The sequence below is a fragment of the Synechococcus sp. H55.2 genome (assembly GCF_047462495.1).
Lineage (GTDB): Bacteria > Cyanobacteriota > Cyanobacteriia > Thermostichales > Thermostichaceae > Thermostichus.
On sequence record NZ_JANSJH010000025.1, the window covers coordinates 3,976 to 27,689 of the forward strand.

At 60.3% G+C, this 23,714-nt stretch carries 24 protein-coding genes and 1 tRNA gene; 11 read left to right on the plus strand and 14 right to left on the minus strand.

Translation table 11 applies throughout. The features are described from left to right. Window positions 1-977: acetyl-CoA carboxylase carboxyltransferase subunit alpha (locus NW844_RS04890; RefSeq protein WP_414333980.1), on the minus strand; the 977-nt coding region annotated here is incomplete at its 3' end. A 171-nt stretch (window positions 978-1,148) separates the two neighbouring features. On the opposite strand from NW844_RS04890, the gene NW844_RS04895 reads away from it, so the two are divergent. Continuing rightward, the gene (locus NW844_RS04895) at window positions 1,149-1,682 is read left to right on the plus strand and encodes a hypothetical protein (RefSeq protein WP_414333982.1); all 534 of its coding nucleotides are present in this window, start codon (window positions 1,149-1,151) and stop codon (window positions 1,680-1,682) included. On the opposite strand, the gene NW844_RS04900 is transcribed toward NW844_RS04895, so the two are convergent. From NW844_RS04900 to NW844_RS04940, 9 genes are all read right to left on the minus strand, one after another. Next, entirely contained in the window at window positions 1,658-2,140 is a 483-nt protein-coding gene (locus NW844_RS04900; RefSeq protein WP_414333983.1) for a hypothetical protein, read from the minus strand. The genes NW844_RS04895 and NW844_RS04900 overlap by 25 nt on opposite strands. A 3-nt stretch (window positions 2,141-2,143) precedes the next feature. Next, window positions 2,144-4,897: a response regulator gene (locus tag NW844_RS04905; protein WP_414333984.1), complete on the minus strand. Its 2,754-nt coding sequence runs from the start codon at window positions 4,895-4,897 to the stop codon at window positions 2,144-2,146. A 1-nt stretch (window position 4,898) separates the two neighbouring features. Continuing rightward, complete coding sequence (locus NW844_RS04910) at window positions 4,899-7,136, minus strand: methyl-accepting chemotaxis protein (protein ID WP_414333986.1); 2,238 nt, start codon at window positions 7,134-7,136, stop codon at window positions 4,899-4,901. Between the two features lie 41 nt (window positions 7,137-7,177). Continuing rightward, window positions 7,178-7,711 carry a chemotaxis protein CheW gene (locus tag NW844_RS04915; RefSeq protein WP_414333988.1) on the minus strand — a complete coding sequence of 178 codons (534 nt, stop codon included), beginning with the start codon at window positions 7,709-7,711 and terminating at the stop codon, window positions 7,178-7,180. A gap of 106 nt (window positions 7,712-7,817) precedes the next feature. Beyond that, window positions 7,818-8,183: a response regulator gene (locus NW844_RS04920; protein ID WP_414333990.1), complete on the minus strand. Its 366-nt coding sequence runs from the start codon at window positions 8,181-8,183 to the stop codon at window positions 7,818-7,820. A 47-nt stretch (window positions 8,184-8,230) separates the two neighbouring features. Next, window positions 8,231-9,301 carry a response regulator gene (locus NW844_RS04925; protein WP_414333991.1) on the minus strand — a complete coding sequence of 357 codons (1,071 nt, stop codon included), beginning with the start codon at window positions 9,299-9,301 and terminating at the stop codon, window positions 8,231-8,233. A gap of 544 nt (window positions 9,302-9,845) precedes the next feature. Then, window positions 9,846-10,325, minus strand: a complete 480-nt coding sequence (locus NW844_RS04930) for an NUDIX domain-containing protein (RefSeq protein WP_414333993.1) — start codon at window positions 10,323-10,325, stop codon at window positions 9,846-9,848. Window positions 10,326-10,330: 5 nt separating this feature from the next. After that, on the minus strand, window positions 10,331-11,572 hold the full coding sequence (locus NW844_RS04935; RefSeq protein WP_414333995.1) for a hypothetical protein: 1,242 nt from the start codon (window positions 11,570-11,572) through the stop codon (window positions 10,331-10,333). Window positions 11,573-11,653: 81 nt separating this feature from the next. Then, complete coding sequence (locus NW844_RS04940) at window positions 11,654-11,812, minus strand: hypothetical protein (protein ID WP_414333997.1); 159 nt, start codon at window positions 11,810-11,812, stop codon at window positions 11,654-11,656. Between the two features lie 164 nt (window positions 11,813-11,976). Between NW844_RS04940 and NW844_RS04945 the strand changes: the two genes are divergently transcribed. Then, window positions 11,977-13,314 (plus strand): protein kinase domain-containing protein, encoded by a 1,338-nt coding sequence (locus NW844_RS04945; RefSeq protein ID WP_414333999.1) that lies wholly within the window; start codon window positions 11,977-11,979, stop codon window positions 13,312-13,314. On the opposite strand, the gene NW844_RS04950 is transcribed toward NW844_RS04945, so the two are convergent. After that, the gene (locus NW844_RS04950; RefSeq protein WP_414334001.1) at window positions 13,286-13,618 is read right to left on the minus strand and encodes a hypothetical protein; all 333 of its coding nucleotides are present in this window, start codon (window positions 13,616-13,618) and stop codon (window positions 13,286-13,288) included. The genes NW844_RS04945 and NW844_RS04950 overlap by 29 nt on opposite strands. Window positions 13,619-13,983: 365 nt before the next feature. Here NW844_RS04950 and NW844_RS04955 point away from each other — a divergent pair, with 365 nt between their 5' ends. Then, window positions 13,984-14,436, plus strand: coding sequence for a phosphomannose isomerase type II C-terminal cupin domain (locus NW844_RS04955; RefSeq protein ID WP_414334003.1), 453 nt, complete (start codon window positions 13,984-13,986; stop codon window positions 14,434-14,436). Window positions 14,437-14,460: 24 nt separating this feature from the next. On the opposite strand, the gene NW844_RS04960 is transcribed toward NW844_RS04955, so the two are convergent. After that, entirely contained in the window at window positions 14,461-16,842 is a 2,382-nt protein-coding gene (locus NW844_RS04960) for a M48 family metalloprotease (protein ID WP_414334005.1), read from the minus strand. 183 nt (window positions 16,843-17,025) lie between these two features. Then, window positions 17,026-17,472 carry a Fur family transcriptional regulator gene (locus NW844_RS04965; RefSeq protein ID WP_414334007.1) on the minus strand — a complete coding sequence of 149 codons (447 nt, stop codon included), beginning with the start codon at window positions 17,470-17,472 and terminating at the stop codon, window positions 17,026-17,028. A gap of 310 nt (window positions 17,473-17,782) precedes the next feature. On the opposite strand from NW844_RS04965, the gene NW844_RS04970 reads away from it, so the two are divergent. Together NW844_RS04970 and NW844_RS04975 are read left to right on the plus strand one after the other, a co-directional pair. Further along, complete coding sequence (locus NW844_RS04970; RefSeq protein ID WP_414334008.1) at window positions 17,783-18,163, plus strand: hypothetical protein; 381 nt, start codon at window positions 17,783-17,785, stop codon at window positions 18,161-18,163. 46 nt (window positions 18,164-18,209) lie between these two features. After that, window positions 18,210-19,505: a D-alanyl-D-alanine carboxypeptidase gene (locus NW844_RS04975; RefSeq protein WP_414334009.1), complete on the plus strand. Its 1,296-nt coding sequence runs from the start codon at window positions 18,210-18,212 to the stop codon at window positions 19,503-19,505. Between the two features lie 25 nt (window positions 19,506-19,530). Here NW844_RS04975 and NW844_RS04980 read toward each other — a convergent pair. Further along, a tRNA-Ile gene (locus NW844_RS04980) sits at window positions 19,531-19,603 on the minus strand. Window positions 19,604-19,677: 74 nt separating this feature from the next. On the opposite strand from NW844_RS04980, the gene NW844_RS04985 reads away from it, so the two are divergent. The 6 genes from NW844_RS04985 to NW844_RS05010 all read left to right on the plus strand — a co-directional run bounded on the left by NW844_RS04985 (window position 19,678) and on the right by NW844_RS05010 (window position 23,654). Continuing rightward, window positions 19,678-20,313 (plus strand): TMEM165/GDT1 family protein, encoded by a 636-nt coding sequence (locus NW844_RS04985; RefSeq protein ID WP_414334011.1) that lies wholly within the window; start codon window positions 19,678-19,680, stop codon window positions 20,311-20,313. Continuing rightward, window positions 20,297-20,626, plus strand: a complete 330-nt coding sequence (locus NW844_RS04990) for a TMEM165/GDT1 family protein (RefSeq protein WP_414334012.1) — start codon at window positions 20,297-20,299, stop codon at window positions 20,624-20,626. Before NW844_RS04985 ends, NW844_RS04990 begins: the two co-directional genes overlap by 17 nt. Window positions 20,627-20,726: 100 nt before the next feature. Further along, window positions 20,727-20,876 carry a hypothetical protein gene (locus NW844_RS04995; protein ID WP_414334013.1) on the plus strand — a complete coding sequence of 50 codons (150 nt, stop codon included), beginning with the start codon at window positions 20,727-20,729 and terminating at the stop codon, window positions 20,874-20,876. A 98-nt stretch (window positions 20,877-20,974) separates the two neighbouring features. Next, on the plus strand, window positions 20,975-21,733 hold the full coding sequence (gene pyrH, locus NW844_RS05000; protein WP_414334014.1) for a UMP kinase: 759 nt from the start codon (window positions 20,975-20,977) through the stop codon (window positions 21,731-21,733). 265 nt (window positions 21,734-21,998) lie between these two features. After that, on the plus strand, window positions 21,999-23,159 hold the full coding sequence (gene mltG, locus NW844_RS05005; RefSeq protein ID WP_414334016.1) for an endolytic transglycosylase MltG: 1,161 nt from the start codon (window positions 21,999-22,001) through the stop codon (window positions 23,157-23,159). A gap of 6 nt (window positions 23,160-23,165) precedes the next feature. Beyond that, window positions 23,166-23,654, plus strand: coding sequence for a YqeG family HAD IIIA-type phosphatase (locus NW844_RS05010; protein ID WP_414334017.1), 489 nt, complete (start codon window positions 23,166-23,168; stop codon window positions 23,652-23,654). Window positions 23,655-23,714: the final 60 nt, after the last annotated feature.

Here is a 23,714-nt window from a genome sequence, read left to right on the forward strand (position 1 = left end):
TCCTGAGCCAGCTCCAGAAAAGCTCCCATACGACGAAACTTTTGGTAGCGCTCCTCCCGCAACTCCCGCCCGCTCAGGGCAGAAAGTTCCTTGAGATGTCGTAGGAGCGCCTCCTTTAGGGTCTGGGCAGCTTCCAGAGGAGCGCGGTGGGCGCCGCCAACCGGCTCTGGCAAGATCTCGTCGATCACCTCCAGTTGCAGCAGATCCTGGGCGGTAATGCGCAGGGCGGCGGCGGCTTGGGGCGCTTTCTTGGCATCTTTCCAAAGGATGGCCGCACAGCCTTCCGGCGAGATCACCGAATAAACGGCGTGCTCAAACATCAAGATGCGATCCCCAACGCCAATGGCCAAAGCCCCGCCGGATCCCCCTTCGCCGATGACAGTGCAGATGATGGGGATCTCCAGCCGAAACAGGGTCTGCAGGTTGGTGGCGATGGCCTCCCCTTGGCCCTCAGCCTCTGCCTTGACTCCCGGATAGGCCCCCGGCGTATCGATAAAGGTCAAGAGCGGCAGGCCAAAGCGGTGGGCGTGTTCCATCAGCCGCAGCGCCTTGCGGTAGCCGGCGGGGTTGGGCATGCCGAAGTTGCGGTGGATGTTGTCTTTGGTGTCGCGGCCTTTTTGGTGGCCCAGGATCATCACCGGCTGATCCCCCAGCTTGGCCAGGCCGCCGACGATGGCCGGATCGTCTTGGCCGTGGCGATCCCCGTGCAGCTCAAACCAGTCGTCGCAGATGGTCTGGACATAGTCCAAGGTGGTGGGGCGGCGGGGATGGCGGGCCACCTGCAGCCGCTCGACAGGCGTGAGCTGGCTGAAAATCTCGCGGCGCAGCTCTTCGGCTTTGGCCTCCAGCTGGCGAATCTGCTCGGAGGCGTCGATGTCGTTTTCTTCGGCCAAGGCCCGGATTTCCTGGATGCGCTGTTCGAGGGCGGCAACAGGCTGCTCAAACTCCAGCAGCAGTCGGTCGGTAGCTTTGGTCATGAGCAGTTGAAGTAACCTTGAGTTAAAGTGTGAGGCTGATGCGGGTCACAGCTTTTGAGGTGGTAGGCTGCTGAAGGCCAGGAGCCACTCGCATGGCGGCGCGTAGCGCTATCTTCTCACATCCGGATTTTCTAAGCTAGAGAAGGCCCTCTTCTGGCTCCGCTCAAACCTGTGTTTTCCTCCTCCCACTCCTCTGCACCTCTTCCCCCCTGGCTGCGCTGGGCGGTGGTGGGATCCGTCGTCCTGGCCATCGCAGGGGGCGCCTTTTGGCACTACGCCCAGCCGGAGCGGCAAATCCGAGTCCACACGCAAAGGTTGCTGCAAGCTGTAGAACGGCGAGATTGGGCCCAAGTAGAAAACTTAGTGGCCGCCACTTATCGCGATGGCTGGGGCTTGGACAAAGAGCAGGCACTGGCCTACAGCCGCGAGGTCTTCGGCCAGTTTTTGCGCCTGCGCATCCGGCCTCAAGAGCTACAGGTGCAGCTCGGCCCTGGGGATCAAGGCCAAGCCACCCTCTGGTTTATTATTGAGGGATCCGGCGGCCCTCTGGCCAACCTGACGCGGGATCAGGTAAACGCGCTGGAACAGCCCTTCCGCCTGGACTGGCAGCGGCGGGATCCCTACCGTTGGGAGCTAGCCCGCGTCGAGAACCCGGCACTGGAGTTACCCCCTATCCCCGCTCAGGGACGGACAGACCAAAGATGAGGGTCAAACACCAACAGGGGGAGCCGACCCTCGGCGGGCGGGATCCATCCCACAATGCCTCGTTGGCGGCCTTGGGCGGCGTAGCGGCTGGGGAGAGGTTGTACCTGAGAAGCAGCTAGGCGGCGCAGGATTGGCTGACTGGGAAGGGGCAGGGCCATCGTTTTCGAGTTATCGACCTGATTGGGTGGGCCGTCCTCACAACTGCCCGCTTGCAGCAACAGAACTCCCTGGGGCAGAAACGGGATCCCGCGGCCCAGCAATAGACGGCTGGTATCCAAAAGCTCAAGGCCGTCCTCCTGAACAGATTGAAAGTCTTGCCAGGCCAAAACCCGTCGCGCCCGTTCAATGGGTAGACCAAAACAGTAGGAGCTCAGTTGAAAGGTAATCAAGGTTTGCTGGTTTCTCAGGTGCTCCTGGCGGGCCAGACGGCGCAAGCGCAGAGGAGAGAGGAGGGCCATGGTCTACCTCGCTACCGACAATATCGGCGGGGCCGGCTGCAGCAGATCCCGTAACTGTTGGATCAGCTCCTGTTCCTGAAAGGGCTTGGAGAAATAGGCGCTGGCTCCCAGCCGTTGGGCCAATTGGCGATGTTTCTCGCCGCTGCGGGAAGTCAGGATGACCACAGGGAGCTGGCTATACAGGGAGTGGCCACGAATCCGGGCCAACAAGCCAAAGCCATCCAGCCGCGGCATTTCGATATCACTGATCACCGCTTGGATGGGAACTCCTTTCTCAAGCCGTTCCCAAGCCTCTTGTCCGTCGCGGGCTTGTTCAACCCGAAACCCCGCCCTTTCCAGGGTTATGGCCAAGAAGCGGCGCACGTTAACTGAATCTTCCACCACCAGCAGATGGGGCTGGGCGGCAAACCTGGACTGGGGAAGGGGATCCCTTGCTGGCCGGCAGGGCCGATCCCGCTGGGCCAGCAGCCAGCTTAGGAGGGCAGGCGGATCCACGAAAAGGGCCATTCGCCCATCCGCCAAAACGGTGCAGCCAGAGAACCCCGGCGGCAGAGGCAGACCTCCCTCCACCGGACGCAGGGTGACCTCTTGCTCCCGCCAGAACCGATCCAGCAACAGACCGTAGGGCTGGTTGCCTTCCGCCACCAACAGCACCACAGGTCGGTCGAGGAGGGGGGTCCCATCCATTTCCTGGACAGGCTGCCGGCGGGCAAAGCGAAACCAACGCCCTACGGGGATCAAAGGAACCTGCTCTCCCTCCCAAAGGAAGGCATCGGCAGGAAGCTCAGGAGCCAGCAGCACCTCTTCCACTGCGTTGGCCGGAAAGGCCAACATCAACCCCCGGCACTCTGTTAGCAGCACGCGGCTGACGCTCAGGGAAAGAGGCAGAGTCAGGGTAAACAGCGTACCCTCCCCCGCCCTAGATTCCACCTGAACCTGCCCCCCAATTTGTTCCAAGTTGGTGCGCACCACATCCAAACCCACCCCCCGCCCCGAGAGCTCGCTGACTTGCTCGGCGGTGCTGAAGCCCGGCTGGAAAATGAGCTCAAGCAGCTCCTCCTTGGAAGCCTGATCCAAGTCGGCGGCAGAAAAGCCCATTTGCAAGGCCCGGGCACGCACCTTGTCCAGAGAAATCCCTCTTCCATCGTCGCGTACCGTAATGAAGGTGCGGTTGCCCCGTTGGCTGGCGGCAATTTCAATCAGCCCTTTGGCCGGCTTGCCCCGAGCCAAGCGGGTGTCCGGATCTTCAATGCCGTGGTCGAAGGCGTTGCGCACCAAGTGCAACAAGGGATCCGCCAAAGCTTCCAAAATCGAACGCTCGATTAGGGTGGATCCCCCCAGAACCCGCAGCTCCACAGGCTTGCCATGGGCTAAGCTCAGCTCCCGCAGTGCCCTGGGAAAGCGATCCGTCAAATCCGACAGCGGCTGCATGCGCACCTGGTCGAGACGCATTTGCATTTGCCGGGAGAGGCGGCTGAGCTGGCGGGCGCTGCCCTCGGTCTCCTGCAGCGTGGTGTCGATATCGGCGGTAACCTCGTCAATTTGCACGATGGTCTCCATCATCTCTTGGGCCAAAAGGTGCAGCTCCCCATAGCGATCCATCTCCAAGAGGTCAAAGGTATCGACCAGGGTCAGGCCGGGATCCCTTGCTTGTGATAGCAGAGAGGCGGGCACAGTGGCGGCGACGCGGTCGTAGCTGCTGCGCAGGCGGCTGTTGGTTTCTTCTAGGGTGCGAACCCGCTGTTTGAACAAGTTGGCCAGCTCCCGCAGCCGCTGCAGGCGGCTGTTGAGGCGGTTGCGCTCACTCGTGAGCTCTCCCAACAGCTCCCCCAACTGTTCTAGGGGGCGAGCCGGCACCCGTAGCATCTCGGCGGGGCTTTTGGCCCTGGTTGGAATTGCATCCGGCAGCTCGGCAGTGGCCCCTGGGGGGGGAGGGGCTTCTGCTGCGGAGGAGACCGGAGGCTCTGCCGCATCCCAGGAGCTGGGGAGAAGATTCGTCTGGCCCACCAGCACTAGGGCCTGCGAGTGTCGCCAAGCCTGTAAAACCGCCTGAGCAACGGGCAACACCTGCTCTTTCTCAGTTGGCGGCAGCGCTTCCAGAGCCTGGGCTGCCGAGCTGCACAAGCTGACAAAGGCAGGCAGATCCAACATTTCCCCCAGCGCCCCCAGCTCTTGGGCAGCGATGAGAAACTCCTCCCGCAGACAGGGCTGGTCGGGCGCGGCCAAAACTCCCTCCAGCCGCTGCAGGCAGGCTTCCACCTCCGTTTCAAACAGCAGTACCCGGATATCGCCCCCGGCTTCTGCAGCCAACACCTGCGCGGTATCTTCCGGCCGCAACTCCCCCACCTGCTCCCGCAGCCGCTGGAAGATGGGCTCCACTTTCTCCCTCAGCCAGTCTTCTTGCAACGGCTGCCTCTGCTGGTGGCGCTGGACAATTTGGCGCATGCAATCCAACGCCGCCAACAGGGTACGCTCTACTGCGGGCTTGGCTTTTTGGGGATCCACCTGCAAGATCTTGAAGCCGTCCTCCAGGCGGTGGGCCAGGTCGCTGAGCGCCGAAAACCCCATCATCGCCGCCCCACCCTTGATGGAATGGGCAGCCCGCAGCAGGCGATCCAAACGGGGGCGATCCAACTGCCGGGATCCCAGCCCCACTACCTCTGTCTCCAGGGTGTTGAGGTAAGTCTGGGCCTCCTCCAAAAACTGCAGCCTCACCAGCCATTCGCGCGGGTCGAGGCCATCGGGATTTGGCTCCATACTAGACTGCCTCCCCCACCTTGAAGGTGGACACCGAAGCCTGTAGCTGACGGGCAACCGCCACCGTAGCTTGGAGAGAGTTGGCCACCTGTTGCGAAGCTGACGCCGTTTGGGCGGCAATGTTGGCGATCTGCTGCATCAACTGCCGCACCGTTTGGGAGGTGTCGACCTGGGCCTCGGTGGAGCGGGCGATGGCCTGGAACAGTTGGTTCACCTGCCGCGAGACTTCCACAATTTGCCCTAGGCTCTGCTTGGCTGTTTCCACCAGGCGGGTGCCTTCCACCACCTGGCCGGTGCTGGTTTCCATCGCCTGCACCACTTCGCTGGTCTCCCGTTGGATCCCTTCCACGATGCGCTCGATCTCGCGGGTGGCCTCCGCCGACTGGGCGGCCAGAGCCCCCACCTCTTCGGCAACCACCGCAAAACCCCGCCCTTCTTCCCCGGCGCGGGCCGCCTCAATGCTGGCGTTTACGGCCAACAGGTTGGTTTTCAGGGCAATCTGGTTAATCAAGGACACCACCTTGGAGATCTGCTGGGAAGATTCCCCCAGCCGTTTCACTTTCTTGGCCGTTTCGGCCACCGTCTCCCGCAGTTGCAGGATGTTCTGTACCGTGCGATCCATGGTCAAGCTGCTGTCGGTAGCCGTAGTGGCAGCAGACTCAGCTACTGTGGCAGCCTGCTGGGCCTTATCGGCCACCTCCTGGATCGAGAGCGTCATCTGTTCCACAGAGCGCAAGGTCTCTTCAATTTGGATGGCCTGCCGGAGAGCCGCCTCGGCCAGCTCGCGAATGGCTGCCTCGTCCCGGCCAATCGATTGGTTGACTTGCCCGGCAGCCTGCTGCACTTGAATCACGATGTCGCGCAAGCTCTCGATGATGACGTTGAAAAAGTCTGCCATGATGCCAACCTGTCCGGCGGTTAGCTGCGCCCGCACGGTGAGGTCTCCCCGCGAGGCCTCTGTAACCTCGCCAATAAGCTGCAGCAGCTCTCTTTGCAGCGCTTCCGACCGCTCTCGTTCTTGGGCGGCCACGGCCTTTTGCTCCAGCGCCCCCAGGTTACCCAAAGCTTGACTCAGGCGGTTGGCCAGCTCGGCCAGGTTTTTCTGGTCTTCGTCAGACCAGCTCTGGCTTTGGGCGCGGCCTACGGCCAAAAAACCGTAAAGCTCATCGCCACGTACCACCGGCGCCACCATCTCGGCTTTTAATTGGATTGTGCCCAACATCTGCAGGTGGTCGGCGCCCAGGTCTACCCCAGGCACCGGGCCAAAAGCGTAAACTTGCCCACTGTGGAGAGCCTGCTGGAGCGGAGCCGGGATCCGGCGGAGGAAGGTGCCCAAGGTGTCAGGCAGGCTGCTGTCGCGGGATTCAGCAATAACCTGCGCCTCTTCGGGAGCGGTCAGGCGATAGAAGGCCACTCGTTGGGCACCAAAGCGCTGACGCATCTCGCCCAACAGCTCGCTCAGGGGATCGATCAGCTCTTGCTCTTGGCGAATCCGGGCAATATCGGCAAACCGTTGGGCCAGCCGGGTATCGGAGACTTGTCGCTCGTAGGTGGCGTTGCGTTCCCGCACAAAGTTGCGCACCAGGATCAAGATGATCCCCCAGCTAACCAGCAGGATCGGGAAGCTGGTAGCCGAAAGGATCAAAGCCCCCAACAGATCCCGCTCGTAGAGCCGGACGCTGCTCTGAATGTTGCCGCGAATGGCCTCCAGGGTTTGGTTGATCCCTTCGGCGTAGATGCGCTTTTGCTCTTCGTACTCGGGGCTGTGCAGCAGGTCAAAGGCGCGTTCTTGCTCGCCGGCTCGAATCAAGTCAAAAGCCTGCACCTCCCACTCCACCAGTTTGATGTTGGCTTCTGTCGTTTTGGCTGCGTAGGCCTCGTAAGAAGCGGGATCCAATCGCTGAATCTCCGCCAGCACCTTATCCAACTGAGGTACATAGCGGTTGTAGCGCTCTTCCCAGGACAGATCCCCGCTGGCAGCAGCCATGCGGGCAGACATGGTCAAGACTTCATCCAAATAGATCACCTGATCGCTCAGGTTTTGCAGGGTGAACTGCCGCGAGATGGAAGGCTCGAAATCGAAGTAGGTGCGGGCTACGCTGCCGGCAGAAACGGCAAACAACAGGGAGCTGATGCCCAGCGGGAGACTGATCGCCAGAGCCAGACGGGATCCGGCGACTTTACCCTGGGGTCGAGAAGAGGGGGCCAACTTGAGGAAGAGGGGACGGAAGGAGACCATAAGAGTTTTACCTATAGCTAGGAGAAAACGGTTGAGAGGGATCAAGGATTGGCTTGGGAATAGGCCGAGTTGAGCCTTTGGAGAATGGCAAGGGGGCTGAGTACCCAGAGAGTCTCTTCCTTTTCCTTTTCCCAGACCAAACCACTGCAACAGTCGCAGAGACTATCCAGCCGGAACCTATCTTGGACGGGTTGAGCTTCTGCTAGAGGCTGGATCTGCTGGCTGACCACTCGAGCCACCCCCCTCACTTGTTGCACAGCCAGGCCCAGCCCCCCACATTCTGGGCGCATCACCACCAGATGGTATTCGGGCTGCCCAACGTCCAAAGGCTCCAGGCCAAGAAACTGTCCCAGATCCACGCCCCAGAGGATGCGGTTGCGATAGTTGAACAAGCCCAGCACCCATGCGGGCTGGTTGGGGAGAAGAGTAAAGTGCTGTGGGGCAACAATTAGCACTTCCTGGGCAACTGTCATGGGCAAAAGGGCCCGACAGTCCACCCCCAACTGGAGATGTAAGTACAATTCTCCGGTGCGGACGGCAGTAGAGCTTTGGGAAGAAAAAGAGGTCGCCAGCATCTTTGCTCTCGCTCTGCAACGTCTAAGGCCCAACCAGACTGCACCCCAGAACCACGACCGCAACTTGGACTCAGCAAGGGAGATTCGCTGCAAAAAATCCCGAGACTCAACTCAGCACCACCGACTTCACGGCCCGCACAATGTCCTCGCGGCTAAAAGGCTTGGTCAGATAAAGGTCGATCCCTTGCTTCATGCCCCAGAGTTTGTCCAGCTCTTGATTTTTAGAAGTGCAGGCCACAACGGGCAACTTTTGGGTCTCCGGGTTTTTCTTGATTTGGCGGCACAACTCCAGCCCGCTCATGCCTTCCATGACCAAGTCCGTCAGCACCACATCGGGTTTGTCGCTGCGGATCTGCTGCAATGCCTCTTGGGCGCTGGCCACTGCCACCACTTGATAGCCTTCTGCCCGCAGGTAATCGCTGATGAGCTGGCGCTCCGAGGCCACATCTTCCACCACCAAAACTTTCACCATGATCGACAACTCCTTTGTTTTTCAACCACCGTAAGCTTAAGGTGCCCCTAGGTAAGATAGCGAAACACCATCTGCAGCAATTCTTCCTGCCGAAAGGGCTTGGTCAGGTAATCGGTAGCACCGGCCAAGCGCGCCTTAACCCGATCGATCAGGCCTTTGTGGCCCGTAACCATCACCACCGGCACATCTTTGAGTACAGAGGACTTGCGGATAAGGCTGCACAATTGGTAACCGTCCACGTTGGGCATGCCCACGTCCAGCAGGATGAGATCCGGCTTGAGAGTGGTCAGCTTCATCAAGGCTTTCAAAGAGTCGCTGATGGTGTGGATGACCAAGTGGTGCCCTTCCAGCAACCGCTGCAGCTCGCTGAGCATGGCTTCACTGTCGTCAATACAAGCCACAACCCAGGTTTTCGAGACTGGGGGGGATGGGCCCAGATCCGCAAGCCCGTTGGCCAGTTGGAGAGGCACGGTGGGGGTTTCTGAGGGCTGCAATTCTGTCTCAAGCCTGGCCGCGTAGGTTTTGGGCAGCCGATCAAAGGGGGGCTGGGGATCCCGTAGGACAAGGATGCCGGCTTGGATCAAAGGATGTAGGCGGCGAGCGATCCGCAGGTCGTCTTGATCGAGAAGAGCGCTCAACTGGCGGAAGCTAAACCCCTTCAGCAACCGGCCCAGACGTTCCTGTTGCTCGGCGGGAAGGCGTTCTGCCTGAGCCCGGCTGGCAAAGTAGGGCCGTTGGTAGGGGGAGGTGATCTCAGGCCCCAAAGATTGCCAAGCCTGTAGCCGCTTTTGGGTCAGATCGAGCAGGGATCCCACCTCCCACTGACCCAGGGTGGGCACCGTGTCCAACGGGATGATCTCCTGCCGAAAGCTGGTTGGAACCAGCAACAGATTTTGCAGCACCTCCTCGCTGATCCAGGTGTTCAGCCGACGCGCAGCTTCCCAAGGCAGCAGTTGTTCCGTCACCATCCAACTCAGCCCCAGAAGGTCTGCGGGCAGAGGTCCCGTCTCCTGAGCCAGCAGCGCTTCCACCTGCCTATGGATACGCAGGCAATTTTGGCGGGTCAGAGAAAAAACTTGATGGCTGAGCCGACGCAGGTGGCGGTCCAGTCGCTCCAAAGGCTCGAAGCTGTGGTGTGCAAATCCCAGACGACCTTGGTGGAACACCAATGACCAAGTGTCCAGCTCCTCGCTTCTGTCCAGAGCACTGCAATACCGAACAACCCCTGTGAAACCAGCCTCCACCTTCAGCAAATGGTCAGAGACTTGCGTACAGACGTTGGGGCAATTCATCGGCGGAGAGGACATGCTTGGGCAATTTTCTGCGCTGAGATTGACAATATCGGTGAAACTCTATGCTCCACTCACAAGTCGGCGCGAGAATGTTTTCAAGAATACGATTCAAGTTCAAGCACAGCTCCGACCCAGACAACCCCTTTTGAACCGAGCCTAACAGAACGGGCCAAGGCTGCACGAAACTTAGAGTAGGTTTTACAGAGTAGGTTATCGATGACTGGGGATCACCAGTCGATCGTCACAAATGAGAATTAACCTTCAGATCGTCTGGCGGTTTTCTTCCCCGGAAACTGTCCACGGAAAGCCTGCAAGACGCAAGACAATATAGAAGTAATCCGAATAAATCTCTTCCGTAAACATACGGAACTTAGATGCTCTCCAATTTCCAAAGCGGCTCCAGATAGGCTTGGCAGCGGCGCAGCAGTTGCCGACTTTCTTCAAAGCTGATCTGCTCCAAGGCTTCGGGGTAGGAGCACCAGCGGTAGGCGGCCACCTCCTCCGGCTGTACCTGCAGCTGAGGGGGAGGAAACTGGGGCGGCAGCAGGGCCACGTAGTAGGTAACGGTCTTGGCCACCGCGTTCCCCTCTGGATCTGTAAAGGTGTAGGCCTCCTGCAGCGTCAGGGGGTCGGGCTGGCCGGGCAGGGTCAGAAGCTGGTAGTCGGTCAGGCCGGTTTCCTCGCGCAACTCCCGCTGGGCTGCGGCCAGGTCGCTTTCGCCCTCATCTTTGTGCCCTTTGGGGAAGGCCCAATGCCCTTTCTGGTGCTGGATGAGCAGGTAGAGGTGGGATCCCTGGGCGGGCGGGAGGGGCAGCACCGGGATCACGCCGTAGGCAGCATCGGTCAGCATGGGAGCTAGTCTCCAAAGAGTTTGATGGCAGGTGGCTTGGGATCAAAAACCTCGTTGGGATCCACCCGCGGGCGCTCCACCCCTTGCAGGGGCGAGAGAGGGCGACCGGTGTCGAATTGAAAGAGATAGATCGGCAACTGGCTGTCGCCTAATGGCAAGAAGGCCAAGGTATCGATCTGGGTGAGGGCATTGCGGCTGGCCGGTCGGGTGAGGTTAAAGGCGGCGATGCGGTCTTCCAAGGGGGTCTCTGCGGCGGTGCGTCTGCCCAGGCCAATGCTAAATTGCTGGTTCCCCCGCTCGTCCACTCCTAAGGGCCGCACCTCTCCCAGCTCCAGTTGGGGACTGCTCTCCGGCAGACCGGCCACCACCGGCGGTGCATCCAGCGGCGGCTGTGAGGGCAAAAAGCGCAACTGCACCCCCTCTGGCAGAAGGCGATAGTCCTGGTAGTCGTGCCGGATGGCAAGGGATCCCCTGAACACGCGGCGGGTCAGGCCCTCCAGCGTCCAAAACCCATAGCCCACATTGATGCGGCTGCTCTCCGGCAGCCAGTAACGGGCGCCTCCCTGGGGAGCAGGCACTGCCGTAAACCCCATGAGGACATAAGCCTGCCCCCACACCCCTGACAAAAACAAGAGCACCTGCCGCGGCAGCCCTGACTCCGGCTCCAGCCACAGCTCCCGCAACTGGCCCTCCTGCAGGGGCTCTAGGCGCAAGTGCTGGACAGGGGATCCCGCCAGATCTGCTCGTTCTGAGGAGACGACGCGGTAGCGGCTGGGATCAGCCTCTAGCTCAAAACTCACCGAGGGCAGGAGCGCTTCGGGCCGGCTCACGTACACCGAATACAGCTTGAGCAGGTCCGATTGGTTCACCACCTCCAGTTGCCGCGAATCCAACAGGCGAATGCGATCCCCTTCGGCTACCCACGCCTGCCAACTGCCGTCACGGCGGCGGAGCACATCCAGGGTGGCTGTGAAGGTTTGGGATCCCTCCACCCGCACCTGCTGGCGGTACTGCAAGTTGGGCAGCGGCGGCAATTGCTTTAGAGCAGTGTTGAAGCGCTGCAGCCAAGCTTGGGGATCCAGCTCGGAGCTTGGGGGAGCAGCGCGATCCGACTGGGCCAAGGCCGGATCTGCTGCCTGTAGGGCAACCAGCCCCATTAGCAGGAGCACCACTCCGCCGAGGTAGCCGCAGCCTCGAAGGGATCCCGGCCGTCGCCATCTCCTGAGTTCGGACTGTCCAGGGGACATTGGCTTACCTCAGCTCACCCTACCAAACGGGGACGCCTCCCAGACCCCAGAGAAAACCCTCCAAAGGGATCCCTGGTACCTCTATTCGATGGAAATAGACTGGGGACCTTGGGTGGGGGCGGGCGAATCCTCCACCCTCAAGCCCTGCGACTCCAGCCAACTGCGCAGCGGATCTTGCCTGACATCCAAACGCAGCAGGCCGCTCAGGAAGCCACCACAAAAAGGAACAGGATTGCTCAAAAAGGTCTTCCAGACCTCATTTATCTCCATAGCCACAACACCAACCACCCCCCAATCCTAGCAAGGACGGCAGTTGGGGATCCCCTACGGCCTGGCAATCGCAGCATTCCCGTATCCCCGCTGTTATTGGATATACTCAGCTCAGAGCTGCGCGGGCGCTTGTGATGACCTCTGCAAAACAGCTTGGCAAAATTCTGCTGGTGGACAGGGATCCCGCGGTTAGCCAGCAGTTGAAACGCAGCCTTGAGCAAGCTGGATACAGCGTCTTTGCAGCGCAAAACAACATCAAGGCTTTGGAAGCCATCATTCATCAATCGCCAGATCTGGTGCTGATGGAGTTGGTGCTGCCGGGGCTGAATGGGCTGGAGCTGTTGCAGAGGATCCGCTCGGCTCGTTCCCGCTTGGAGTTGCCGGTGCTGATCCTCTCCAGCTACAACGATGCAGCGGCCATGGTGGCCGCCTTTGACCTAGGGGCAGATGACTACCTCACCAAACCTTTCCTTCCTGAGGTGGTGCTGGCCCGCATTCGCTCTCAAATTGCTCTGGGCGCAGCCCGGCGAGCTGGCACTGCCAAGCAACCCAACCAGGTTGGCAAGGGGCGCTACCAAATGGAACGCTTGATCGGCATCGGCGGCTTCAGCCAAACCTACCTGGCCCGCGATACCCATCGTCCTGGCAACCCGCTCTGCGTGGTCAAGCGCCTGCGACGCATGGACGATAAAGAAGACAAAGACCGAACAGAAGAGCACGAGAAGATAGCGGAAATTGCCAGGGCAGCCTTTGAGCGGGAAGCGCAAATCCTCGAGAAGCTGGGCCATCATCCCTACATTCCCAAGCTGTTGGCCCACTTTGAAGAAGATGGGCAGTTCTACACGGTGCAAGATTTTGTCCGGGGATCCTCGCTGCGGCAGCATGCCAACCGGGGGGTGATCTGGTCGCCGGCCCAGACCGCCCACTTCCTTTGTGAACTCCTCAAGATCCTCGTCTTTGTCCACCAGCATGGCGTCATCCACGGCGATATCAAACCCTCGAATATCATCCAAACCCGACGAGACAAACGCACCCATTTCACCCTGATTGATTTCGGTGCCATCCAGCACATTGATGGCCCGCCTGGCCAAGATCCCTTCTCTGGCGTCTTCATCGGCACCGGCGACTATGCTCCTCCTGAACAGTTGTCTGGCTGCCCCCGCTTCAACAGCGATATTTTCGCCCTTGGTCGGGTGGCCGTAGAAATGTCTATGGGGACGTTGCCGCGGATCGGCGAACCCCTGGCCGAAGCCATTCCCTTCGGCTTCGGGGATCCGCGCCTGCTGGCCATTTTGGAGCGCATGGTTACCCCCGATGCAGATGCCCGTTACCCCACCGCCCAAGCCCTCTTGGATGAGATCCGGCCCCTATACAGGCAACTGCTGGCCGAATGCGCCCGACCCTCGCGGCAGCCGGTGCTTGTAGAACCGGAAGAGATGGAAATCACGGCTGCCGGGCGAGATCGTGGCTAAATGCCTCGGCTTCAAAGTGGCCGCTCATGCCCACAACTTGCCATTCGGCGCTGCGATTTCCCTGCTGGAAGCGCAACCGCTGCGCCCGCAGGGGCACCACCTGGATGACCTCGGCTGGAAACGCCTGGTACTCTCCCAGGTACTGCCGGGGATCCGGCGGCAGGTCGGCACTGCTTTCGATTTGAATCCAAAACACCCGCCCCGCCTGGTTGCCGTAGGCCCGGATCTGCTCTTGGCCCTGGTAGTGCTCCACGCCGCGTAGCCGCTGCCGCCCTACCTGCATAGACTTAGCCCACTCCGGCAAGGGATCCCCCAAACTCACAGCCCACGCCGGCCCGCATAGCCCCAGCCAACACAACAGCAGCAGCCCGCAAACCCAAGGCCATCGGTGTGACCTTCGGTTCCCGCTTTTCAAGGCTCGACCGAACATAGCAAGTTTTCCTCCGCAATTCAAAAAATCGCATCCCTCTCCCGGCTTTGGGGGCGGGGGAAGGAGTTGGGGGTGGACGACAAATTGTCAATTTGGGGCTTCTGGGTTTCCAATCTACCCTTTTAGACGCGGCCCAGTGGCAGCGCCCACAGCCGCCTGCTCTCCGGCAGGCGGGAGTTTACACCCTATCCCCAAACTACGTGAGATAAGCTGAAGGTAAGCCCTAAGGAGAGCATCCCATGCTGGAAACCCCCAATGCCAACCCGGCCTCCCTGGAAAAGCCCTCGCCTTTCCTTTCTGCCGAAACCCTCAACAAGCTGATCGAGAGCAATACTGAAACTCGTCCCTGGGGCAGTTTCACGGTGCTGGAAGAGGGCCCCGGCTACAAAATCAAGCGGATTGTGGTGCTGCCCAAGCATCGCCTCAGCTTACAGATGCACTACCACCGCAGCGAACACTGGATCGTCGTTGCCGGCACCGCCAAAGTTACCTGCGGCGATGAAGAGCGGCTGATCACCACCAACCAGTCCACCTACGTGCCCCCCTGCACCAAGCACCGCCTGGAAAATCCCGGCGTCATCCCCCTGGTGATCATCGAGGTGCAAAACGGCCAGTACCTGGGCGAAGACGACATTATCCGCTTCAGCGACGACTACGCCCGCGCCAACGGTGGGCAACCGGCAAAAGCCTGAGCTTGGCATCCTTGGCCAGATAGCCTAGAACGGGAAAAAGACCATCAGCAGCAAGGCAGCAATCAAGCCCAGCGCCACCTGCACCGCCTGCCCAAAAGGAGGATGGCTGGTCACCACTTCGCCATAGCTGCTCTGGAAGCGGGACAGATCTAGGTAGGGAACTACCCCCCGCCGGAACCATCCCACCACCGCTCCTTCTTGGCCGATCAGCCTGCCTGCCCGGCTCTCCCCAAACAGGAAGTTGCCCAGCGGCCCAAACCGAGAAACATAGCGCAAGAAAATCATCCCCGTCTCATCCTGGAACTTGAGATCGGCGCCAAAGCGATAGCCTGGATCCCCTCGCCCAATCACCCGCCCCTGCAACTGCATCGGCAAGCCGCGCAAGGGGCTGGCGTAGGGGTTGCTCATCGCCTTCAACACCGTCAACGCCGGCGGGTTTTCCAAGCTGGGGTACATCACCGTCATCTTCAGCAGTAGGCCCAAGCTGGCTCCCGCCACGGCCAGGCCGGCAAACATGCCGTAAGACCCTGCCCGTAGAGCCGGGATCCCGAGCACCATCCCCAAGATCGCCCCCAGCCACTCGGCGTTTAACAAAACCACGTCCAGAAGAAAATTGCCGTAGAGCTGCTGGCGGTTGAGCTGCTTGCCCTGGGCCACCACGCTGGCCATGTCGAACTCCACCGGCAGATCCAGTTGTTCGGCATAGGTGCCCAGCGCCCGCACCCGCTTGCCGGTGAGGGGATGGGTGGAGTTCAGCTCCATCCACCAGGCCCAAGGGTTAAACAGATCCCACAAAAACACCCTGCCCACCTGGCTGGGATCCGCAGCCACCCGGTAAGCTGTCCCCGCCATCACCGCCGCCTTGGCATCGTAGATCCCCAAGGCCCGCGTCCCTTCCAGCAGGCGAGCACTGCGCTGTCGGGCTTCCTCATCCTGTTCCCGCTCCCCTTCTTGCACAATGCCAAAGGCTATTTTCACCAGAGCCCGCGAGAGGGCGTTGGGGTTGCCGGTGGTTTCGGCGGCAAAGTGATCGGCAAAGTACTCCCGCACCCGCGACAGATACAGCACCAAGTAGGAGCCAGCCACGTAGAAAAAGTAGGCGACCAGCGCCAAGGAACCTATGTTTTTGCCCCCTCTGCGATCCCGGCGCGTGTCGCGCAGGTAGACGTAGAGGAGGTAGAGGATCTGCACCAACGTGGAAGCCAGGGTCATGACCGCGAAATCCCAGTGGATCACATGCCCCAGCTCGTGGGCATAAACTGTAGCCACCTCCTCATCTTCCAAGTAGGTGAACAGGCCCTCGCTGACGACGATGCGGGCCGTATCCGGCAGGCTGCCATAGGTAAAGGCAGTGGGGTTTTGGTCGCGGATCAGACCCAGCTTCGGCTGCTTCAGCTTGTACTGGCGGCAGACCCGTTCGATCACCTCCGCGCTTTCGGGGCTGCGACGCCCGATTTCTGCCAGGCTCACCCACTGGGTGCCGTAGAGGCTGTGCTGGATCCAGTCCATCAGCCAGGGGGACAAAAAGAAAATCAGGGCGTTGAAGGCCAGGGTGAGCAAAACAGCAAAAAGGAGAGAGCCAAAAGAGAACCCCCCTTCCAAGGTGCCGAAAACGGCCAGGGCCAGCACAAACACCATGCCAAACAATAAGCTCAGGGTTACGCCGGCGGACATTGTCAGGTTGCCGGCAAAGCTGGCCAGAATCAGCGAAACCCCCACCTGGGGGGCGCGGTAGCTGCGCCTTGTTTGTCCGGTTTTAAGACCTGAGGTGGCGGGATCCAATTCGGCCAAGGTGCGGCTGGGATTGAAGCAATAGCGGCTCAGCCAAACGCTCAACAGGCGCAGCTCATGGGGATTGAGGCTTTTCAGAGGTTCCAGCCACAGGGATGCTTCCACCGACAACGTCACCGTCGAGACGGCGCCGGGGTTGCGGAACAAGGTGGGCAGTAGGGGCAAAACCTCCTCTTTTTGCCCAGCGGTGAGGCTATGAAAACCCAAGACCGCCTGGCGCACCACGCTCGAAGGTTGAGGCAGGTCGGCAGTGAGCAACTGGCGGTCTTGGACAAAGCAGTAGCGGCTGAGATCTGGACTGTCGGCGGGATCCCCCCTGCCCGTCGCCGCTTCCGGAGCCAGCCTCACCTGAGTTTTCCAGTTGGCCTGCTGTTGGCCGATGGGGCGGCTGTAGAGGGCCAAGCGCTTGACTTGAGGATAGCGGCTGGGAATTGCCTTCTGGAACCAGGCCGTCAGCCTCTCATGGTTGAGAGCAACGTGAGCAGGGTGGTTGATCATGACCACCAAGGCGTAGTCCTCGGCATTGTCTTGGAGGGGCTGGGCCTTCACCTGGATCCTCAGACGCAGGTTTGCCAAAGCTTGCTCTAGCCACTGCGCCACTTCCTGCTCGTTCATAGCCATCTCCCGGATTGGGTAGGGTAAGCTCAGCTATTGCTGCAACTGCCAATGGCTTGCGACTTTACAGCGGCTATTCTGGCATGTTCCCTGCCAAGGGGATCCCCATCTCCCTACAAACTCAGTACAGCCCCGCTGCCGGGAGAGCGCCCAGAGCCAGCCTGAGCTTCGGGAATTGTTTGGCTACAAAATCGAGCGCTGCCCCTCCGGGCTGATGCCGATGATGGTGAGCTGGCAATCCAGCACCTTAAAGCCGTACTTTTCGGCCACTTTCTGGGTGATGTTGAGGATGGCGCTGTTTTTGAACTCGATCACCTTGTTGGTCTTGACGCACACCAAATGGTGGTGGTGGTGGGGGGCCGGCTGGTTGATCTCGTAATGCTTGTGGCCTTCGGTCAGTTCCAGCTCGCGCAAAATGCCCATGCGAGCCATCAGCTTGACGGTACGATAAATGGTAGAAAGGCTGATGTTGTGGCCTTCTTCCCGCAGCTTTTTGTGCAGATCCTCCGCGCTCAGGTGAGTCCCCTCAGGCAAGTTTTGAAAGGTCTGGAGGATGATTTCCCGCTGCCGAGTGGCTCGCCAGCCTTTGGCATTCAGCTCTGCTTTGAAAGCTTCTTCCGTGTAGACCATGATGCCGCCCCTCCGCTGTTGGGCAACGTCGCCGTAACAGTCAATAAGTTCTGTAATTGATAATAACTGCATTTGCAGCGATGCTAACGACCTTGGTTGTCAACACCAGGAAACCTGCCGGCAGAGGGCGAGAAAGTGGGTGCGGGAAACCGGATGCCCTATTCATTCGGGATGAGCTAGCCTACAGAGCATGGCTAGGGGATGGATTTTTCTGGTGTGCGGGTGAGTCTGGGCTAACATACTCGGGAAAAGGCCCGCGGCATCCCGGCAGCGTTGGTCAGCGTAGTCAATACGGGAAGGGAAAACAAAGATGCGGTTTGAGCAGCCCAAAACCTATTCCATTTCTCTAACCGGCTGGGGCTTCTGGCTGGGATCCCTGGCCTTGGCAGTTTTGCTGACCCGTGTCGGGCTGGGGTGGCTGGTCGCCGGGTTGGTGGCTCTGTTGGTGTTCTTGCTCTCTCTGCCGGTGTTGGTGCTGCTGGCCTTTCGCTGGTGGGCGCGCCGCTGGATCGCCACGGATCGCTGCCCGGTGTGTGGGTCAGAATCGCAGGCCATCGAGGGCAGCCGCTTCTTTTGCCCCAGTTGTGGCGAGCCGCTGTTTGTTGCCGATGGACATTTTTATCGACAAACGCCCCCCGGCACCATCGATGTGGAGCCGCTAGAAGAAAGCGGCTGGGAGTTGCCGAGCTGAGGGATCCGCTCCTGCGGTGGGTCGGCGTTTTTAGAGGGCATTTTGGGTGAAAGGTGCTCTGCAATACTATTGCGAACGACAGCGGCGGGTCTGGCGGCTGGTTGCGATCTGGGTGGGGATGCTCTCGGCGGCGCTCCTGCTGTTGAGCTCAGCTCATTTTTGCCAGGCGACGGCGCAGGGATCCCTGCAACCCCAGGTGGAGACCTACTTGGCCCAGCTGAGCGGTCGCGGCTTTGCTTCCGCCGCCCAGGGGGTTTGGCTGCAGATGGGCGACCAGGTTTTGGGGCAACATCAAGGATCCAAGGCTCTGCCGGCGGCCTCTCTGACCAAGGTGGCCACTACCCTGGCCGCTTTGCAGCAGTTTGGCCCGCACCATCGCTTTGTGACCACCTACTTGACAACAGGTTCCCTGGGAGCGGATGGGGTTTTGCAGGGCGATCTCTGGGTGCTGGGAGGGGAGGATCCCTTTTTTGTTTGGGAGGAAGCCTTCGCGGTGGGGAACGCCCTCAACGCCCAGGGGATCCGCCAGGTGCAGGGGGATCTGGTGGTGGTGGGCCGCTTTTACATGAACTTTTTCCAGGATGTGGCCCGCTCGGGCGCGCTGTTGCGGCAGGGGCTGGATGCCCGCCTCTGGCCGCCGGAAGCCCAGGCGCAATTCCAGACCTTGCCCCCCGGCACGCCCAGGCCGCAGGTGGAGATTTTGGGATCGGTGCGGGTTGCCCAGCAGATCCCCTCGGAGGCCCAGGTCTTGCTCAGGCATGAATCGCCCCCCCTCATTCACCTGCTCAAGCTGATGAACCTCTACAGCAACAATGCCATGGCCGAGATGGTGGCCAATGCAGTGGGGGGAGCAGCTCAGGTGGCACAAATGGCCCAGGCCATCACCGCGATCCCGGCAGAAGAGCTGTACCTGATCAACGGCTCGGGGTTGGGGGTAGAAAACCGCATCTCTCCACGGGCCAACGTGGCCCTGTGGCAGGCGATCCAATCGCTTCTCGAGGAGCAGGGGCTTTCTCTGGCCGATGCTTTTGCCGTCGTCGGCCAGGACGTGGGGGTGCTGGAGCGGCGGCTGCTGCCGGCGATCTTGATCGCCAAGTCGGGCACCCTGAGCGGCGTCAGCACCTTGGCGGGGGTATTGCCCACCCAGCAGGGGGATATCTGGTTTGCCCTGATGAACGGCGGATCTGACCTGGCCGGCTTGCGCGCCCAGCAGGGGCAATTCCTCAGCCAGCTCCAAGCGCAATGGGGATCCCCTGCCGCCTTACCCAAACGCTGGACGCCCCGCTCTCTGGATACGGGATCCCGCACGGAGCCTTTGCTACGTCCTCTTTGGCCACTCTAACTCTTTTGCAGGGAAACTTTGCCGATGGGGCGTACAGGGATCGAACCTGTGTAAGGCAAATTATGAGTTTGCTGCCTAAACCGCTCGGCCAACGCCCCTTATTCTTCTACTCTAGCGCTCTTGTCTTTATCCAAAACGGGGTGAAAAAGAGCTACTCGACGGGATAAGCTGCATGTCGGTGATTGTGAGGGCAGAGGCGATGGCAAGGGACTCCGTCCCGCTGGCGCGAACGGCGCGTTCTTGGCAGGGTCAACTGACGTTGGGCTTGGGTCTGATTGCCGTGTCCCTAGCCCTCTGTTTTGGCTTTTTGACCTTTGGTCAGCACTACCTCAACGGCGAGCGAGCCGCCGCGGATTTCCGGCCTGCCGGGGAGAGCTTGGCCCCCTCTGTTGCCCTCGATACTGAGCTTCCGACGGCACCGCCCCTCACTGACCTCCCCTCTGCCGAGGGATCCCCGCTGCAACTCTGGCTTGTTACTTTTTTAACTGTGTTTGTGGCGGAAATGGGCGACAAGACGCAGTTGGCAACCTTGCTCATGAGTGCCCAATCCCAATCTCCTTGGGCGATCTTTTTCGGTTCCGCCAGCGCTTTGGTAGCTGCCAGCTTGCTCAGCGTGGTGCTGGGGGAAGGTCTGGGGCAAGTCATCCCTCCAGGCTGGCTACAATGGTTGGCGGGTGCAGGGTTCCTGGTGATCGGGGGCTATGTGCTGTGGCAGGAATGGCGCGGCGACGATCCCCCAGAGCGCCAGCCCCTTCTAGAAGGCAGAACAGAGCAGAGAGCAACAGAGGAACGTGTTGATCCAAGATAACGACAGCCAGACCCCACCGTTTTTGCTGCGGCAAATGGCTGGACGGGCGGCGCTGGTGAGCTTCGGCTCGATTCTGCTGGCGGAAATGGGCGACAAAACTCAATTGGCCACTCTGCTCCTCAGCGCCCGCTCGCAAAACTCCGGGGTGATCTTTTTGGGCGCTGCTGCCGCTTTGATCAGCACCAGCCTCATCGGAGTGTGGGCAGGAGCTTGGGTGGCGCGAATGATCCCACCCCGCTGGATCAAGACCCTGGCAGGAGTGGGGTTTGTTTTGATGGGCCTGGCCCTGTTGGGGGAATCCCTAGCCGGCTGAGCAGAAGGCTCCAGAAAAGTGCCGGCCAAGCATGTTAGGATAAAAACCACCTTCTTTGGGCACTCCACTTCATACCGGATAACCGGTCAGGAAGACCAGCATGGCCAAAAAACGCAACCTGAAGCGGGAAAAAGCCGAGCGCAACCGCGAATATGCCAAGCAGTTTCAGAAAAGTCGTGCTCGCAATGGCCGCCGCTTCCGTTCTGCTCCCCGCGACAATGAGGCCAGCGCTGGCGAAGAACAGCCGTGAGGGGGGTTTTGTCGAGAGAGTCTGTGGATCCATCCTGTGAACAGAGCTAGCCCAACAAACCTGCTATCGTAGGCAGGGGTGGGCTGGAGCGGATGAAGATGAAATACCGACGAATTCTCCTAAAGCTGAGTGGTGAAGCCCTGATGGGGGAACGTCCCTACGGGATCGATCCCGAAATCTTGCAGGCCATTGCCAGCGAAGTGGCCGCGGTGGTGCGGGCCGGTGTGCAGGTGGCGATCGTGGTGGGCGGGGGCAATATCTGGCGCGGGCGCAAAGAGGCGGCTGCCCAAGGGATGGATCAGGCTTCTGCCGACTACGTGGGGATGCTGGCCACCGTCATCAACGCCCTGACCTTACAAGATGCCATCGAGCGAGCCGGGATCCCGACGCGGGTACAGACGGCCATCGCCATGCAAGAGGTGGCAGAGCCTTACATTCGTCGTCGCGCCATTCGTCACCTGGAAAAGGGGCGGGTGGTGATTTTTGGCGCTGGATCTGGAAATCCCTTCTTTACCACCGACACGACGGCGGCCTTGCGGGCGGCGGAGATCGATGCCGAGGTGATCTTCAAGGCCACCAAGGTGGATGGGGTTTACGATGCGGATCCCAAGACCCACCCCCAGGCCCGCCGCTACGATGTCCTCAGCTATCAGGATGTGCTCACCCACGATTTGCGGGTCATGGACAGCACCGCCATCGCCCTCTGCAAGGAAAATCAATTGCCCATTGTGGTCTTCGACCTGACCACCCCCGGCAACATCTATCGCGTGGTGCAGGGAGAGCCCATCGGCACTTGGATCGGGCAACGAACTGTCGAAAACAACGGGATCCCTGCCAGGTTGGCCCAGGAGACTTGATCCCAGCTGGGCGCAGTCCAGGCTACCCAAAAAACTGGGCCTAAGGCCCCGTCCTACCGCTACGCCGTTCCCCTTTGGTGGGCCGTAGGCCCTTGCTGTTGTAGAACCACCAGTAATCCTGACGCGAGGAGAATCCTTTGCCTCTAGGCGAGGGAGTATGTCAAACTGAGGTCGGCCCTGAGTGCCCAGCGATGCCCTGGCATGAGTTGGAGTTGAGGAGTAACCTGGCCCAAAGGTGTGCTCAGGCCATTGGGAGGAGAAGGCGATGACAGAGCAGATCCGGCATTCGGCCCCAGGGGATCCCGTCTCGCCCAGACCCTCTGCTGTCCAAAGCGCTCCCCGCCGCTTCCGTGGGCGCTGGGGTCGGCGCTTGCTGCAGGGCTTGGCTCTCCTGCTGGCTTTGGCCGTCGGCTTCGGCTACTGGCGGTGGCAGACTTGGATCCAGCCTGTAGGAGGTTCAGAGCCGATCCAGGTGAGGATCCAGCCGGGCAGCAGCAGCCGTCGGATCGGGCAACAACTGCGCCAAGCAGGGGTGATCCGCTCGGCTCTGGCCTGGGAGCTGTGGAGCCGCACCTTCGGGCGCGACTGGGTCTTCCAGGCGGGCACCTACGCTCTGGATCCCAACCAAGACATGCTGACCGTAGCCCAACAACTGCGGCAGGGAAGGATCTTGCAGAGACGGCTGACCATCCCGGAGGGTTGGCGCATCGAGCAGATGGCGGCAGCTTTGGCCGAGCGCAACTGGATGCCAGCCGAAGTTTTCATTGCCACAGCCCGCGTGATCCCTCCCCTTGATTGGCTGCCCCCCAGCTTGAGCTCTTTGGAAGGCTACCTGTTCCCGGATACCTATCTTTTTCCCGTCGAACAGGTGGAGGGATCCCTGCCGAACCGGCAAAAGGCCCAGGCGGTGATCGATGCCATGCTCCAGCGATTTGTTGCGGTGGCTCTGCCCCTGTTCCGGCAGCATGCCACTTCCCTGTCTCTGCATGAGTGGGTCACCCTGGCCAGTATTGTGGAGCGGGAAGCTGTGGTGCCGGAAGAGCGCGCTTTGATCGCGGGTGTCTTCTTGAACCGGCTCAAGCAGGGAATGCCCCTGGGAGCCGATCCGACGGTGGAATATGCCTTGAATATCCGGCAAACTCCGGATCGCCGCCTCACCCTTGCCGAGGTGCGTACTCCCTCTCCCTACAACACCTACCTCAACCCCGGCTTGCCCCCTGGCCCCATCGCCAGCCCAGGCTTGGCCAGCCTCAAAGCCGTTTTGGAGCCTGAAAAGACCGATTACCTCTACTTTGTAGCCCGCTACGATGGCACCCATGTTTTCAGCAAAACTTTAGCCGAGCACGAGGCAGCCCAATTGCAGATTCTTCAAGAGCGCCAGCAAGCTGCCCAGGGATCTCGGCCCAGTTCTCAAACAAGTCCTTAGCCGAGAATGGTACGTAAGCCTTGGTTCAAGCTCCTGCAACCGGATGTGGTGGTGCCCGGCACTGTCTTGAAGTTGCGGGCCGAAGACCTGTGGGCCTGGCAGGTAAAAGGCGTCATCTTCGATGTGGACGATACGCTGGTGCCGATCCGACAGGCTGAGGTGGCTCCTGCTGTGGCCGCTTGGCTGGAGCAGTTGCGTCCGCACTTTCAAATTTGGCTGGTGAGCAACAACATCAATCGCAACCGCATCCAACAAATTGGAGAAAGCCTGGATCTACCTTACATTCACCGCGCTGGGAAGCCTTCACGGCGGGCCTTGCGGCGGGCCGTAGCTCAGATGGGCTTGCCGGTGGAGGCAGTGGCCATGGTGGGAGATCGCCTATTGACCGATATTTTGGCGGGCAATCGGCTGGGCTTGGTGACCGTGCTGGTCAACTCCCTCCTATCCGCAGAAGTCGAGAAGAACCCTACTACCCTCTTGGATCCCCGCTTTTGAGAGATTCTTTGGACAGCCCAGGCGCTCCGCGCCGCTAGCGCGACCTCTCCCTCAGGGACA

Excerpts from the sequence above, each read along its gene's own strand:
- pyrH (WP_414334014.1), top strand. The coding sequence starts at position 20,975 with ATGAAATACCGACGAATTCTCCTAAAGCTGAGTGGTGAAGCCCTGATG.
- NW844_RS04960 (WP_414334005.1), bottom strand. The coding sequence starts at position 16,842 with ATGAACGAGCAGGAAGTGGCGCAGTGGCTAGAGCAAGCTTTGGCAAAC.
- NW844_RS04900 (WP_414333983.1), bottom strand. The coding sequence starts at position 2,140 with ATGGCCCTCCTCTCTCCTCTGCGCTTGCGCCGTCTGGCCCGCCAGGAG.
- NW844_RS04920 (WP_414333990.1), bottom strand. The coding sequence starts at position 8,183 with ATGGTGAAAGTTTTGGTGGTGGAAGATGTGGCCTCGGAGCGCCAGCTC.
- NW844_RS04970 (WP_414334008.1), top strand. The coding sequence starts at position 17,783 with ATGCGGTTTGAGCAGCCCAAAACCTATTCCATTTCTCTAACCGGCTGG.
- NW844_RS05010 (WP_414334017.1), top strand. The coding sequence starts at position 23,166 with ATGGTACGTAAGCCTTGGTTCAAGCTCCTGCAACCGGATGTGGTGGTG.
- NW844_RS04995 (WP_414334013.1), top strand. The coding sequence starts at position 20,727 with ATGGCCAAAAAACGCAACCTGAAGCGGGAAAAAGCCGAGCGCAACCGC.
- NW844_RS04930 (WP_414333993.1), bottom strand. The coding sequence starts at position 10,325 with ATGCTGACCGATGCTGCCTACGGCGTGATCCCGGTGCTGCCCCTCCCG.
- NW844_RS04965 (WP_414334007.1), bottom strand. The coding sequence starts at position 17,472 with ATGGTCTACACGGAAGAAGCTTTCAAAGCAGAGCTGAATGCCAAAGGC.
- NW844_RS04905 (WP_414333984.1), bottom strand. The coding sequence starts at position 4,897 with ATGGAGCCAAATCCCGATGGCCTCGACCCGCGCGAATGGCTGGTGAGG.
- NW844_RS04945 (WP_414333999.1), top strand. The coding sequence starts at position 11,977 with ATGACCTCTGCAAAACAGCTTGGCAAAATTCTGCTGGTGGACAGGGAT.
- NW844_RS04935 (WP_414333995.1), bottom strand. The coding sequence starts at position 11,572 with ATGTCCCCTGGACAGTCCGAACTCAGGAGATGGCGACGGCCGGGATCC.
- mltG (WP_414334016.1), top strand. The coding sequence starts at position 21,999 with ATGACAGAGCAGATCCGGCATTCGGCCCCAGGGGATCCCGTCTCGCCC.
- NW844_RS04915 (WP_414333988.1), bottom strand. The coding sequence starts at position 7,711 with ATGCTGGCGACCTCTTTTTCTTCCCAAAGCTCTACTGCCGTCCGCACC.
- NW844_RS04955 (WP_414334003.1), top strand. The coding sequence starts at position 13,984 with ATGCTGGAAACCCCCAATGCCAACCCGGCCTCCCTGGAAAAGCCCTCG.
- NW844_RS04985 (WP_414334011.1), top strand. The coding sequence starts at position 19,678 with ATGTCGGTGATTGTGAGGGCAGAGGCGATGGCAAGGGACTCCGTCCCG.
- NW844_RS04910 (WP_414333986.1), bottom strand. The coding sequence starts at position 7,136 with ATGGTCTCCTTCCGTCCCCTCTTCCTCAAGTTGGCCCCCTCTTCTCGA.